15 protein-coding genes are annotated in these 12,982 nt (G+C 68.9%); 12 read left to right on the forward strand and 3 right to left on the reverse strand.

What is annotated here, in order from left to right:
• Positions 1-2 precede the first annotated feature (2 nt).
• The 3 genes from rpmE (at position 3) to prmC (ending at position 2,243) form a co-directional block, all read left to right on the forward strand.
• Entirely contained in the window at positions 3-224 is a 222-nt protein-coding gene (gene rpmE, locus FHR82_RS20850) for a 50S ribosomal protein L31 (protein WP_184812126.1), read from the forward strand.
• A gap of 80 nt (positions 225-304) precedes the next feature.
• Positions 305-1,381, forward strand: coding sequence for a peptide chain release factor 1 (gene prfA, locus FHR82_RS20855; RefSeq protein ID WP_184812127.1), 1,077 nt, complete (start codon positions 305-307; stop codon positions 1,379-1,381).
• 13 nt (positions 1,382-1,394) lie between these two features.
• Positions 1,395-2,243, forward strand: a complete 849-nt coding sequence (gene prmC / locus FHR82_RS20860) for a peptide chain release factor N(5)-glutamine methyltransferase (RefSeq protein ID WP_184812128.1) — start codon at positions 1,395-1,397, stop codon at positions 2,241-2,243.
• Here prmC and FHR82_RS20865 read toward each other — a convergent pair.
• Together FHR82_RS20865 and FHR82_RS20870 are read right to left on the reverse strand one after the other, a co-directional pair.
• Positions 2,230-2,877 carry an L-threonylcarbamoyladenylate synthase gene (locus FHR82_RS20865; RefSeq protein WP_184812129.1) on the reverse strand — a complete coding sequence of 216 codons (648 nt, stop codon included), beginning with the start codon at positions 2,875-2,877 and terminating at the stop codon, positions 2,230-2,232. The two genes, prmC and FHR82_RS20865, sit on opposite strands and share 14 nt — an antisense overlap.
• 212 nt (positions 2,878-3,089) lie before the next feature.
• On the reverse strand, positions 3,090-3,911 hold the full coding sequence (locus FHR82_RS20870; protein WP_184812130.1) for a tetratricopeptide repeat protein: 822 nt from the start codon (positions 3,909-3,911) through the stop codon (positions 3,090-3,092).
• A gap of 66 nt (positions 3,912-3,977) precedes the next feature.
• On the opposite strand from FHR82_RS20870, the gene FHR82_RS20875 reads away from it, so the two are divergent.
• Complete coding sequence (locus FHR82_RS20875) at positions 3,978-4,604, forward strand: serine/threonine kinase C-terminal domain-containing protein (protein ID WP_184812131.1); 627 nt, start codon at positions 3,978-3,980, stop codon at positions 4,602-4,604.
• 105 nt (positions 4,605-4,709) lie between these two features.
• On the opposite strand, the gene ppk2 is transcribed toward FHR82_RS20875, so the two are convergent.
• On the reverse strand, positions 4,710-5,483 hold the full coding sequence (ppk2, locus tag FHR82_RS20880; protein ID WP_311771192.1) for a polyphosphate kinase 2: 774 nt from the start codon (positions 5,481-5,483) through the stop codon (positions 4,710-4,712).
• Between the two features lie 67 nt (positions 5,484-5,550).
• Between ppk2 and glyA the strand changes: the two genes are divergently transcribed.
• From glyA to atpA, 8 genes are all read left to right on the forward strand, one after another.
• Positions 5,551-6,831, forward strand: coding sequence for a serine hydroxymethyltransferase (glyA, locus tag FHR82_RS20885; RefSeq protein ID WP_184812133.1), 1,281 nt, complete (start codon positions 5,551-5,553; stop codon positions 6,829-6,831).
• A 4-nt stretch (positions 6,832-6,835) separates the two neighbouring features.
• A complete protein-coding gene (locus FHR82_RS20890) occupies positions 6,836-7,981 on the forward strand; it encodes a glycosyltransferase family 4 protein (protein WP_184812134.1) in 1,146 nt (381 codons plus the stop codon).
• A 120-nt stretch (positions 7,982-8,101) separates the two neighbouring features.
• Complete coding sequence (locus FHR82_RS20895; RefSeq protein WP_311771193.1) at positions 8,102-8,509, forward strand: Cg1360 family ATP-synthase-associated protein; 408 nt, start codon at positions 8,102-8,104, stop codon at positions 8,507-8,509.
• Positions 8,510-8,718: 209 nt separating this feature from the next.
• A complete protein-coding gene (gene atpB, locus FHR82_RS20900) occupies positions 8,719-9,501 on the forward strand; it encodes a F0F1 ATP synthase subunit A (RefSeq protein WP_184812135.1) in 783 nt (260 codons plus the stop codon).
• 76 nt (positions 9,502-9,577) lie between these two features.
• Positions 9,578-9,838: an ATP synthase subunit C-like protein gene (locus FHR82_RS20905; RefSeq protein ID WP_184812136.1), complete on the forward strand. Its 261-nt coding sequence runs from the start codon at positions 9,578-9,580 to the stop codon at positions 9,836-9,838.
• A gap of 30 nt (positions 9,839-9,868) precedes the next feature.
• Positions 9,869-10,411 carry a F0F1 ATP synthase subunit B gene (locus FHR82_RS20910; RefSeq protein ID WP_184812137.1) on the forward strand — a complete coding sequence of 181 codons (543 nt, stop codon included), beginning with the start codon at positions 9,869-9,871 and terminating at the stop codon, positions 10,409-10,411.
• A 21-nt stretch (positions 10,412-10,432) separates the two neighbouring features.
• On the forward strand, positions 10,433-11,275 hold the full coding sequence (locus tag FHR82_RS20915; protein ID WP_184812138.1) for a F0F1 ATP synthase subunit delta: 843 nt from the start codon (positions 10,433-10,435) through the stop codon (positions 11,273-11,275).
• A gap of 64 nt (positions 11,276-11,339) precedes the next feature.
• Positions 11,340-12,980 (forward strand): F0F1 ATP synthase subunit alpha, encoded by a 1,641-nt coding sequence (gene atpA / locus FHR82_RS20920; RefSeq protein WP_184812139.1) that lies wholly within the window; start codon positions 11,340-11,342, stop codon positions 12,978-12,980.
• The last annotated feature ends 2 nt before the right edge of the window (positions 12,981-12,982 follow it).

Consider the following 12,982-nt stretch of genomic DNA (forward strand, 5'->3'; position numbering starts at 1 on the left):
CTGTGAAGACCGGTATTCACCCCGAGTACGTCACGACCGAGGTCACCTGTGGCTGTGGGAACACGTTCACCACGCACAGCACCAAGAAGTCGGGCAGCATCCACGTCGAAGTCTGCTCGAACTGCCACCCGTTCTACACGGGCAAGCAGAAGATCCTCGACACCGGCGGCCGGGTCGCGCGCTTCGAGGCCCGCTACGGCAAGCGGGACAAGAAGACCAAGTAGCTTCGGATACGGCGTCCACCCGCGTGGTGGGCGCCGTTTTCATGTCCGCTTCAACTTGGCTTCACCGGAAGGAAAGACCCGTGGACGCGTCATCGCTCGGTGAGCTGCTCGGCGAGTACGACGAGCTGGAGTCCTCGCTCGCCGACCCGGCCGTGCACGGTGACCAGGCCCGTGCCCGGAAGCTGGGCCGCCGCTACGCCGAGCTGACACCGATCGTCCGCACCCTCCGCGAGCTGGAGCGGGCCCGCGACGACCTGGCGACGGCCAAGGAGCTGTCGGAGGACCCGGCGTTCGCCGAGGAGGCCGTGTCGCTCGCGGAGAAGGTGCCCGCGCTGGAGGCCAAGCTCACCGAGCTGCTGCTGCCGCGCGACCCGCACGACGGCGACGACCTGATCATGGAGATCAAGTCCGGGGAGGGCGGCGACGAGTCGGCCCTGTTCGCGGGCGACCTGCTGCGCATGTACCTGCGGTACGCGGAGAAGCACGGCTGGTCCTCCGAGGTCCTGGACGGCACCGAGACCGAGCTGGGCGGGTACAAGGACGCGACGGTCACCATCCGCTCGAAGACGCCGACCGCCGACGGAGTGTGGTCGCGCCTGAAGTTCGAGGGCGGCGTGCACCGCGTGCAGCGCGTCCCCGCCACCGAGTCGCAGGGCCGCATCCACACGTCCGCCGCCGGTGTGCTCGTCTACCCGGACGTGCAGGACGCCGTCGAGGACGTGGAGATCCCGGAGAAGGACCTGCGCATCGACGTGTTCCGCTCGTCCGGCAAGGGCGGCCAGAGCGTCAACACCACCGACTCGGCCGTGCGCATCACGCACCTGCCGACCGGCATCGTCGTGTCCTGCCAGAACGAGCGCAGTCAGTTGCAGAACAAGACGCGCGCCATGCAGGTGCTGAAGGCCCGGCTCGCCGCGGCAGCCGAGGAGGAGGCCGCGAAGCAGGCGTCGGCCGTGCGCGCGAGCCAGGTGCGCACCGTCGACCGCTCCGAGCGCGTCCGCACCTACAACTTCCCGGAGAACCGTATCTCCGACCACCGTGTGAACTACAAGGCCTACAACCTGGACCAGGTGCTCAACGGCGACCTGGACGGCGTGCTCGACGCGCTCGCCACCGCAGACCGCGACGAACGACTCGCCGCGCAACAGTCGGCGTGACAGGCTGACCGCCATGTCGAGACAGCCGCTGCGGCTCGCGATCATGGAGGCGGAACGCATCCTGGCGGAAGCCGGGGTGGCGTCCCCCCGCACGGACGCGGAGCTGATCGCGGCGCACGTGCTGGGCGCCGAGCGCGGCAAGCTGATGCTGACCCCGCTCGTCGACCGCCAGGTCATCGAGGCGATCGGTCAGCTCGTGCACCAGCGCGCGAAGCGGATCCCGCTGCAGCACCTGCTGGGCTGGGCCGTGATGGGTGCGGTGACGCTCCAGGTCGGCCCCGGTGTGTTCGTGCCGCGCCCGGAGACCGAGCTGCTGCTCGAGTGGGGCCTCGAGTTCCTCGCAGGCCGGGAGCACCCGGTCGTGGTGGACCTGTGCACGGGCACGGGTGCGCTGGCCCTGGCGGTGGCGGCCGAACGGCCCGACGCCGAGGTCCACGCGGTCGAGATCGACCCGACGGCGCTCGCGTGGGCCCGCCGCAACATGGAGTCGAGCCGCGTCCGGCTGCACTCCGGTGACGTGACGGCGCCGGACCTGTTCGCCGAGCTGGACGCGCGGGTCGACCTGGTGCTGTGCAACCCGCCATATGTACCCGTCGGTACGGCAGTGCCGCCGGAGGTGGGGGAGCACGACCCGTTCAAGGCGGTGTTCTCCGGCAGCGACGGCCTCACCGTCATCCGGCACGTGGTGAACCTGTCCGCCAGGCTGTTGAAGCCGGGGGGAGCGGTCGTGATCGAGCACGACGACACCCACGCCGAGTCCGTCCCGGAGCTGCTGGCGACGCGGAAGGTCCTGACCGACGTCGAGGACCACGACGACCTCGCCGGGCGGCCGCGGTTCGCGACCGCGATCAGGACATCCTGACTTCGGACCCCAGCGCCTCGGAGATCGCGGCCACCGAAACGGCGCCTTCGCGCAGCACCACCGGTTCGTCGCCGGACAGGTCGACGATCGTGGACGGCACGGGCTCACCGGACGGACCGCCGTCGAGGTAGACCGCGACCGACTCACCCAGCTGCGACTTGGCCTCGTCCGCGGTGGCGGCCGGTGGCTGCCCGGACACGTTCGCGCTGGACACGGCCATAGGCCCGACCTCACGCAGCAGCTCGATCGCCACCGGGTGCAGCGGCATCCGGATCATCACCGTGCCGCTGGTGTTGCCGAGGTCCCACGACAGCGACGGCGCGTGCGGCAGCACGATCGACACGTCACCCGGCCAGAACGCCTCGATGAGCTGGCGGGCGGACCTCGGCACGGACAGCACGAGCCCGTCGATGGTCGACCACGACCCGACGAGCACGCCGACCGGCATGTCGGGCCCGCGGTTCTTCGCGGTCAGCAGCGCACGCACGGCGGTGGACGAGAACGCGTCCGCGCCGATGCCGTACACCGTGTCGGTGGGGATCACCACGAGACGCCCGGCACGGACGGCGCTGGCCGCGGCCGCGAGCCCGTCGGAGCGATCCGGTTCCCGCGCGCAGTCGTACACGACACTCACAGCGCTGACCTTAACCAGTGCTGTGTCCGCATTCGTTGTCCGGGTTGGGTTGGGCTTCCGCCGTGTCTGGTGGTGCTGTGAAAGACGCTTTCGCGCGGTGGGCACCGGTGATGCCGTGAACGCGCCACGGCGTAGCCGGCCCGCCCGGCACGCTGGCACCGTCGGCTCGGCCGAACCCACCGGAAGACCTGGCAAAGTTGGCGGTCACAGCACTAGACGCCGGTTTTCACGATGTGCGGGGCCATCTCGTCGGCCCGCCGCCGCCACGTCTGCCGCCGGAAGCGGTGCACGACGGTGTACAGCAGCGCCGCGCCCATGAGCACGCCGACGATCACCAGCACCACGTTGTCCAGCAACCCACCGGCGACCACGGTGATCAGCCCGAGCGCGACGATCAGCACGGCGAGACTCACCGCGATGCCCTCCGGCGACCACGTCCACCGCTTGCCCGCGGCCACCTCGGCGAGCAGCTGCTCCGCGCCGCGCTCCAGCTCCGTGTCGCCGGTCCGCAGCGCGCGGATCCGCCGGCCCGCGTCCTCACAGATCCGCAACTGCGCCTCGCTGGTGATCACGAGCACGTCGTCCCCGGTCCGCGACCGGCACTGGTCGGCGGCCGAGTACCAGGCGCTGGCCAGGTAGTACCGCAGCGTCCTGTCGTACGGCCGGTCCGCGACGAGCAGCTCCAGGTCGCCGACCGCGCCCGCCGCCTGCCCCTGCCCGACCTTCACCTGCGCGAGCCCGAGCTGCGCCATCAGCGCGCCCACCCCGCCGGACGCCAGCGCCGCACGGTAGTTCTCCTCGGCGCCGCGCCACCCGCCACGCGCGAGGAACACATCACCCATCCCCACGCGATCGAGCGGATCGGCACGCAGCCGCGCGGCGGCCTCGAACTCGGCGAGGGCGTCGTCGAGCCGCCCGGCCATCAGTGCGGACCGGCCACGATCCGCGTGCAGCCGGGCCTCCGGCTGGTCGACAGGTTGGTCGTCCGGCACCAGCTGCCATTTGACGATCACGTCCTGCCACGCTCGAAGCATTGGATCACCTCGGCGGGCACGTTACTCTCGGTAGACCCGTGTCGGGGGGTTGCAGAGGTGAAACTGGTGGCGAGCGTCAGGTCGCTCAGCTCACGTTGGGTCGCGTGGGCGTTCGCCGCTGCCTACCTCGTGGTGAGCGCCGCGGTCGGCGCCGTGCTCCTGACGATGCCGAAGACCGATGCCGCCGGCGCGGAGAACCCGACCACGTACATCTCGTCGGACGGTTCGTCGTCGCCTCCCGTGTCGTCGTCGACCGCACCCGCCGGGTTCCAGCGGGTGCGCGGGCCCGCCGGGCTGTCGACGGTCATCCCGGACGGGTGGCAGGCGGTGTCGGCCGGTGGACCCGGCGCGCTGCGGGCGGTCGATCCCTCTGATCCGGCGCGGATCGTCGGGTTCGGTGGGGCCCGGGCTTCCTCGTCCGACATCGTGCGGGTGCACGTCGCGTACGAGTCCGGGTTCGCGTCGCGGACTGTCGCCTATCGACGGTTGGACCTCAACAGCGCCACCTACGGCGGGCACCCGGCTGTCGAGTGGGAGTTCCAGCACCGGGACGGGCGTGGGTTGCAGCGGGTGCATTCCTTGTACTGGCTCGTGGACGGCGTGGAGTACTTCGTGTTCGCCTCGGCGCCGGACGAGGAATGGGCTCGGATGCAGCCTGTCTACGAGGCCATGATCGCCAACTCACGGCCTTGAGGCTGTGGATGGTTCGCGCCGGTTTGTCGGTGGTGCTCGCTACGCTGGATTTCGGGGGCCGGAGCCCGTGGCCTGTGGACAATTTCCGGCTCGCTCTTGGCTTTGTCAGAACTTTGCCGGGACGTAGCGCATCGACTTCTTCGGCGGGCGTTTGTAGTCCGGGTCCTCCGGGCCGCGTGGCGGGAGTTCCAGCACCGGCGGGTCCACGTCCTCATAAGGAACCTGGCTCAGCAGGTGGGAAATGCAGTTCAACCGCGCGCGCTTCTTCGAGTCGGCCTCCACGACCCACCACGGCGATTCCTCGACATCCGTGTGGGCGAACATGACGTCCTTCGCCTTCGAATAGTCGAACCAGCGGCGTCGTGCCTCGAGGTCCATCGGGGAGATCTTCCAGCGTTTGGTCCGGTCGCGCATGCGTTCCTGGAAACGCTTCTCCTGTTCCTCGTCCGACACCGAGAACCAGTACTTGACCAGGATCAGGCCGGACCTGATGAGCATGCGCTCGAACTCAGGGGCCGCGCGCAGGAATTCCTGGTACTCGTCCTCCGTGCAGAACCCCATCACGTGTTCGACGCCCGCGCGGTTGTACCAGGAACGGTCGAACAACACGATTTCGCCCGCCGCCGGGAGGTGGGCCGCGTAGCGCTGGAAGTACCACTGGGTCTTCTCGCGCTCGGTCGGGGTGCCCAGTGCGGCGATCCGGCAGACGCGGGGGTTCAGGGGTTCGGTGATGCGCTTGATCGCGCCGCCCTTGCCCGCGGCGTCGCGGCCCTCGAACAACACCGCGACACGCAGGCCCTTCGCCTTGACCCAGTCCTGCAGCTTCACGAGCTCCAGGTGCAGGCGGGCCAGCTCCGCCCCGTAGTTCAGCTTGGTCACCCACGGACCGTAACCCGGTCGCGGTAGCCTGGCCCGGCAAAACCGCCACGAGAGAGAAGCAGCAGGGGTGAACACGCCGTTCTGGGGCCCGGACTTCGATTCGCTGGCCGCTACGGATCCCGAGATCGCCGATGTGGTGCTCGGTGAGCTGGACCGCCTGCGCGGCGGGCTGCAGCTGATCGCCAGCGAGAACTTCACCAGCCCGGCGGTGCTCGCCGCGCTGGGGTCGACGCTCTCCAACAAGTACGCGGAGGGCTACCCGGGCCGGCGGTACTACGGCGGGTGCGCGCAGGTCGACGTCGCGGAGGAGATCGGGATCGCCAGGGCGAAGGAGCTCTTCGGTGCCGAGCACGCCAACCTGCAGCCGCACTCCGGCGCGAGTGCGAACCTCGCCGCCTACGCCGCGTTCTGCCAGCCGGGGGACGTCGTCCTCGCCATGGACCTCAAGCAGGGTGGGCACCTCACCCACGGCTCCAAGGTCAACTTCTCCGGGCGGTGGTTCGAGCCCGTCTCCTACGGGGTGCGGCAGGACACCGAGCTGATCGACTACGACCAGGTGCGCGACCTCGCGCTCGCGCACCGGCCGCGCATGATCGTCGCGGGCGCGACCGCCTACCCCCGGCTGATCGACTTCTCCGCGTTCCGCGCGATCGCCGACGAGGTGGACGCGATCCTGATGGTCGACGCGGCGCACTTCATCGGGCTGGTCGCGGGCAAGGTCATCCCCTCGCCGGTGCCGTTCGCGGACGTCGTCACGTTCACCACGCACAAGGTGCTGCGCGGGCCGCGCGGCGGGATGATCGTCAGCAGGGCCGAGCACGCCAAGGCCATCGACAAGGCGGTGTTCCCGTTCAGCCAGGGCGGTCCGCTGATGCACGCGGTCGCCGCGAAGGCCGTCGCGCTCAAGGAAGCCGCCTCCAGCGAGTACCAGGGGTACGCCACCCAGGTCGTCGCCAACGCGGCCGCGCTCGCCAAGGGCCTGGAGGTCGAGGGCATGCGGGTGGTCTCCGGTGGCACGGACACCCACCTCGCGCTGCTGGACGTGCGTCCGCTCGACGTGACCGGCGCGGAGGCCGAGCGGCGGTGCGGTGCGGCCGACATCACGCTGAACAAGAACGCGATCCCGTTCGACCCCGCGCCGCCCGCCACCGCGTCCGGCATCCGGATCGGCTCGCCGAGCGTCACGACGCAGGGCATGACCGAGCCGGAGATGGCCGAGATCGCGCGGCTGATCGGGCGCGCGGTCCGCGCGGAGCCCGGTACCGGTTCCGGGGACGCCGACCACGCGGCCGTCGCCGAGGCCGTCCGGACCATCGCGGCGGCGCACCCCGCCTACCCCCGGGACTGAGCGCGTGGACCTGGCACAGAACTTCCAGCCGGCGGGTCTCCCGATCCGGGAGTACCTGCTGGTCGGGCTCACGACCGCGGTGCTGACGTTCCTGTTCACCGGCCTCGTGCGGCGCCTCGCGCTGCGATGGGGCGCGGTCGCCTACCCGAGGCAACGGGACGTGCACACGGTGCCGATCCCGCGTCTCGGCGGGCTCGCGATGTACCTCGGCGTGTGCGGCGGCATGCTGCTCGCCCACCAGCTGCCGGTGCTGCGCCGCGCGTTCGACTACTCGCTCGACCCGACGGCGATCCTGCTCGGCGGCGGCCTGATCATGGTCATCGGCATGCTCGACGACCGGTTCGAGCTGGACTCGCTCACCAAACTGGCCGGTCAGACGACGTGCGCAGGCATCCTGGTGCTGCTCGGCCTGCAGTGGATCATCTTCTGGGTGCCGTGGGGCGGCAACGGATCCGGCGGTTCACTGCTGATCCTGGACCAGAACCAGGGCGCGATCCTGACCGTGCTGCTCGTGGTCACGATGGTCAACGCGATCAACTTCGTCGACGGGCTCGACGGGCTCGCTGCCGGTGTGGGACTTATCTCGTCGGTCGCGACCTGCGCGTTCTCGCTGCACCTGCTCGACCAGTCCGGCGGCGACGTCACCTACTACCCGCCCGCGCTGATCGCCGCGACGCTCGCGGGCGCGTGCCTTGGCTTCCTGCCGCACAACTTCCAGCCCGCGAAGATCTTCATGGGCGACTCCGGCTCGATGCTGATCGGCCTGATGATGGCGGCGGCCAGCACCTCGGCGTCGGGCAAGGTGCAGAGCCTCGACGGCACCGAGACGATCGCGCTGCTCTCGCCGCTGCTGGTGGTCGCGGCCGTGCTGTTCGTGCCGGTGCTCGACCTGCTGATGGCGATCGTGCGGCGCACCCGCAAGGGTCTCTCGCCGTTCCACGCCGACAAGATGCACCTCCACCACCGGCTGCTGGAGATCGGCCACTCCCAGCGCAGGGCCGTGTTGCTGATCTACCTGTGGGCCGCGGTGCTGGCGTTCGGGACCGTCGCGCTGAGCCTGTTCGACGTGTTCGCCGTGGTCTGGGGGATCGGTATCGGCCTCCTGATCGCACTGGTCGTTTCCATCGTCCCTAGACTCAGGGCGAGATGAGGGCTGAGCGGAGCTTGCGGAGCGAACATTAATACCGAGAAGACAGACCAAGACCAGGCCGAGCCGACCGCCGCTGACCTGGGCATCGAGACCGACCAGCCGAAGACGCACGGGGAGGCCGTGACGAGGCTGGCGGACGCGATGCTCCGGTACGCCATCTGGCCCGCGGTCGCGACCGTCGTCGTCGGCATCGTGGTGGCGAGCGTGCTGCACGGCGTGCAGGGCGGGGTCTCCGCGCTGATCGGCGGCCTCGTGGCGTTCGGGTCGTCGATGGCCACGTGGTGGCTGATGCGCAAGACGGCCGCGCTGAACCCGATGATGGTGATGACCGGCGCGCTCGGCGGGTTCATCGGCAAGATGATCATCCTGCTGCTGGTGCTGATGGTGTTGCGCGAGATCACCTGGCTGCAGACGGAGTCGCTGGCGTACACGATGCTGGCCGTGGTGATCGTCTGGGCCGCGATGGACACCGTCGCGTTCCGCCGCACGAAGCTGCCCACCTTGATCATCAGCAGCGACGACCAGTAGATCCCCTACCAAGTAGTACGCGCGTTCTTCTATCGCCTGAGTGGCTGATATGGTGCGCTTGTACCTCGGTTCACAAGCCCTGGGGCACCCCTCGCGAGCAGGGGTGCCGCTGTCAGGTGCGCGGGCTGGCTGAGGTACGTTACGTCCTGATCGTGACGATTCCCCCGGCGGTATGAATCTGCCGGCCGGGAGAACCGGAAGGAGCCCAGTTGCGGGCGCTGTGGCTAGCAGAGGGTGGCGAGTTCGTTCCGCCGGGCGCGGGTGACTTCAACCTCCCTCCCATATTCCTGGGCATCACCAAGCCGATGCTGCTCGTGGTGCTGTCCGTGGTCATCATCGCGTTGTTCTTCGTGATGGCGTCGCGCCGCCTTTCCGTGGTGCCGAGCCGCTTCACTTTCGTCGCCGAGTCGGTCTACGACTTCGGCCGCAACAACATCGCGCGGGAACTGATCGGTTCCAAGGAGTTCCGGCCGTACGTGCCGTTGATCGTGACGATGTTCTCCTTCGTTCTGGTGAACAACATCTTCGGCCTGATCCCGGTCATCCAGTTCCCGACGTTCTCGCACATCGGGTTCCCCCTGGCGCTCTCGCTCCTGGTCGTGTACCCGCTGTGGCACTACATCGGCATCCGTAGGCACGGGTTCGCCGGCCACATCAAGAACCAGCTCGTCCCGCCGGGTGTGCCCAAGCCGGTGCTCGTGCTGCTGGTGCCGGTCGAGGCGTTCGTGAAGTTCTTCATGAACCCCCTCACGCACGCGATCCGGGTGTTCGCCGCGATGTTCGCAGGCCACCTGATCCTGATCGTGTTCACCCTCGCGGGTCAGTACCTGCTGCTCGAGGCGAGCGGTCCTTTGAAGCCGGTCTCGCTGGTCTCGTGGGCTTTCGCCATCGCGATGACGTTCGTCGAGGCCCTGATCCAGGTTCTGCAGGCGTACATCTTCGCGCTGCTGGCGGCGAACTACATCAGCGCCGCTCTGTCCACGGACCACTGAGTTTCACAACCCGACAAAAGGCATACACCCGATCCGCGAAACCTTCGCGGACCGAGTTTGGAAGGAAGCAAATCAAGTGAGCGCCATTCACCTCGCCCAGGAGTCCTTCAACCTGAACCCGGGCCTCTCGCTCATCGGTTACGGCCTCGGTGCGATCGGCCCGGGCGTCGGCGTGGGTCTCATCTTCGCCGCGGTCATCAACGGCACCGCGCGCCAGCCGGAGGCCCAGAGCAAGCTCATGAGCATCGCGTGGCAGACCTTCGTTCTGGTCGAGGTCCTCGCGCTGATCGGCCTGGTGCTGTTCTTCATCGCGTCCACCGGTGGAGCGCCTGAGTAAGACCCCCCTTCTGACGCTCCGGGAGCCACCATGGTGAATACCGCGATTGTTCTGGCCGCGGAAGAGCCGAGTCCGATCATTCCGCACGTTTCCGAGATGATTCTCGGTCTCGTCGCCTTCCTGCTTCTGCTGTGGGTGCTGCAGAAATTCGCGTTCCCGCGCTTCGAGGCGCTCTACAAGGAGCGCACCGAGAAGATCGAAGGCGGCATCAAGAAGGCCGAGGAGGCACAGGCCAAGGCCGAGGAGGCGCTGGAGACCTACCAGGCGCAGCTCGCCGAGGCCCGTGCCGAGTCCGCCCGCATCCGGGACGACGCCCGGCTGGAGGCGGAGCAGATCAAGGAAGAGCTCCGCGCCCAGGCGCAGGACGAGGCCGCACGTATCGTGGCTGCTGGGCGTTCTCAGCTGGAGGCCCAGCGGGCTCAGATCGTCGCGGAGCTCCGTGCCGACCTCGGCCGCCACGCGGTCGAGCTGGCCAGCAGGGTCGTCGGCGAGTCCCTCGAGGACGAGGCGCGTCGCCGGGGCACCGTGGACCGGTTCCTCGACGACCTCGACTCGGTCTCGGCGCGGAACTAGGCCCTCTAGGACGGGATGACGATGACGCTGTTCCACGCCGCGAGCCGTGACGCGCTCGCCACCGCAGAGCAGAAGCTGCTCGAGGTGCTGAGCGCCAAACCGGCCGCGCGCGCCAAGAGCGTGTCCGCCGAGCAGCTCGGTGACGAGCTGCTCTCCGTCGTGCGGCTGCTCGACGGAGAGATCGGCCTGCGCCGGGTGCTCGGCGACTCGTCGGCGGAGCCGGAACGCCGTGCGAGCCTGCTGACCGAGCTGCTGTCGGGCAAGGTCAGCAAGCAGGCGCTGACGGTGCTGACGGCGGCCGTCGGCGAGCGGTGGTCGACACCGCGTGAGCTGACCGACGGTCTCGACGTGCTCGGCCGGACCGCGCTGCTCGTGCACGCGGAGCAGGGCGGCCGCCTGGACGCGGTGGAGGACGAGCTGTTCCGGTTCGGCCGGATCGTCGCCGCCGACAGCGAGCTGGAGCGGGCGTTGTCCGACCGGACCGCGCCCGCCGCGAGCAAGGCGACGCTGGTCCGTGAGCTGCTGGGTGAGAAGGCCGACAGCGTCACCCTCCGTCTTGTCGACCAGCTGGTGACGGTGCCGCGCGGGCGGACGGTCGTCGGCGGCCTCGGTGAGCTGGCCGCGGAGGCGGCCAAGCGGCGTGAGCGGTCCGTGGCCACTGTGGTCGCGCCGGTCCCGCTGACCGAACAGCAGGAGGAGCGGCTCGCCGCGACCCTGCAGCGCATCTACTCGCGGCCCATCGCCCTGCACGTCGAGGTCGACCCGGAGATCCAGGGCGGCCTGGTGATCAAGGTGGGCGACGAGGTCATCGACGGCAGCGCCATCGGGCGCATCGACGAGCTGCGCAGGCGCCTCGCGGGCTGAAGCGGCACTGGGGCAACCCACGGAACTTCTTGAGATAGACACAGACGGTAGGAGCGGGAACGACATGGCGGAGCTGACGATCTCGTCGGACGAGATTCGCAGTGCGATCGACAACTACGTGTCCAGTTACTCGCCTGACGTCAACCGGGAGGAGGTCGGCCTCGTCGTCGACACCGGTGACGGCGTGGCGCACGTCGAGGGCCTGCCCTCGACCATGGCAAACGAGCTCCTCGAGTTCCCTGGCGGGATTCTCGGGGTCGCGCAGAACCTGGAGCCGCGCCAGATCGGTGTGGTCATCCTCGGCAACTACGAGCAGATCGAAGAGGGCCAGGAGGTCAAGCGGACCGGCCGGATCCTCTCGGTCCCCGTGGGTGACGCCTTCCTCGGCCGCGTCGTCGACCCGCTCGGCAAGCCCCTCGACGGCCTCGGCGACATCGCCGCCGACGAGACCCGCGCACTGGAGCTCCAGGCCGCGAGTGTGGTCCAGCGGCAGCCGGTGAGCGAGCCGCTGCAGACCGGCATCACCGCGATCGACGCGATGACCCCGATCGGCCGCGGTCAGCGCCAGCTGATCATCGGCGACCGCAAGACCGGCAAGACCGCGGTCTGCGTCGACACGATCCTCAACCAGCGCACGAACTGGGAGTCCGGCGACCCGCAGAAGCAGGTCCGCTGCATCTACGTCGCGGTCGGCCAGAAGGGCACCACGATCGCCTCGGTGCGCAAGGCGCTCGAGGACAACGGCGCGCTGGAGTACACCACGATCGTCGCCGCCCCGGCGTCGGACTCCGCGGGTTACAAGTGGCTGGCGCCCTACACCGGCTCCGCGCTGGGTCAGCACTGGATGTACCAGGGCAAGCACGTCCTGATCGTGTTCGACGACCTGACCAAGCAGGCCGACGCATACCGCGCGCTGTCGCTGCTGCTGCGCCGCCCGCCGGGCCGCGAGGCGTTCCCCGGCGACGTCTTCTACTTGCACTCCCGTCTGCTGGAGCGCTGCGCGAAGCTGAACGACGAGCTGGGCGCGGGCTCGATGACCGGCCTGCCGGTCATCGAGACCAAGGCGAACGACATCTCCGCCTACATCCCGACGAACGTCATCTCCATCACCGACGGGCAGTGCTTCTTCCAGTCGGACCTGTTCAACTCGGGTCAGCGCCCCGCGGTCGACGTGACCACGTCGGTGTCGCGAGTCGGTGGTGCCGCGCAGATCAAGGCCATGAAGTCGGTCTCCGGCTCCATGCGCATCGACCTGTCGCAGTACGAGGAGCTCAAGGCGTTCGCCGCCTTCGCCTCGGACCTCGACGCCGCGTCGCGTGCCCAGCTGGACCGCGGTGCCCGCCTGTACGAGCTGCTCAAGCAGCCGCAGTACTCGCCGGTGCCGGTCGAGCAGCAGGTGGTCACGGTGTACCTCGGCACCAACGGGCACTACGACGAGGTGCCGGTCGAGGACGTCGCGCGGTTCAACAAGGAACTGCAGGAGAACCTGCGCCACAAGCACGAGGGCATCCTCGCCGAGATCCGCGACACCGGTAAGTGGAACGACGATCTCGCCGAGCGGGCGGTCAACGCGACCAACGAGTTCAAGAAGGGCTTCACGACCTCCGAGGGCAAGCCCCTCCAGGAGGTCGCGGCCGAGGCCATGTCCGAGGACGAGGTCGGGCAGGAGACCGTCAAGGTCAACCGCCCGGCCCCGAAGAGCTGATC

The sequence above is a fragment of the Actinophytocola algeriensis genome, assembly GCF_014203735.1.
GTDB lineage: Bacteria > Actinomycetota > Actinomycetes > Mycobacteriales > Pseudonocardiaceae > Actinophytocola > Actinophytocola algeriensis.

Coding starts and splice junctions, on each gene's coding strand:
- prmC (WP_184812128.1), top strand. CDS start 1,395: ATGTCGAGACAGCCGCTGCGGCTCGCGATCATGGAGGCGGAACGCATC.
- FHR82_RS20870 (WP_184812130.1), bottom strand. CDS start 3,911: ATGCTTCGAGCGTGGCAGGACGTGATCGTCAAATGGCAGCTGGTGCCG.
- FHR82_RS20910 (WP_184812137.1), top strand. CDS start 9,869: ATGGTGAATACCGCGATTGTTCTGGCCGCGGAAGAGCCGAGTCCGATC.
- FHR82_RS20915 (WP_184812138.1), top strand. CDS start 10,433: ATGACGCTGTTCCACGCCGCGAGCCGTGACGCGCTCGCCACCGCAGAG.
- atpA (WP_184812139.1), top strand. CDS start 11,340: ATGGCGGAGCTGACGATCTCGTCGGACGAGATTCGCAGTGCGATCGAC.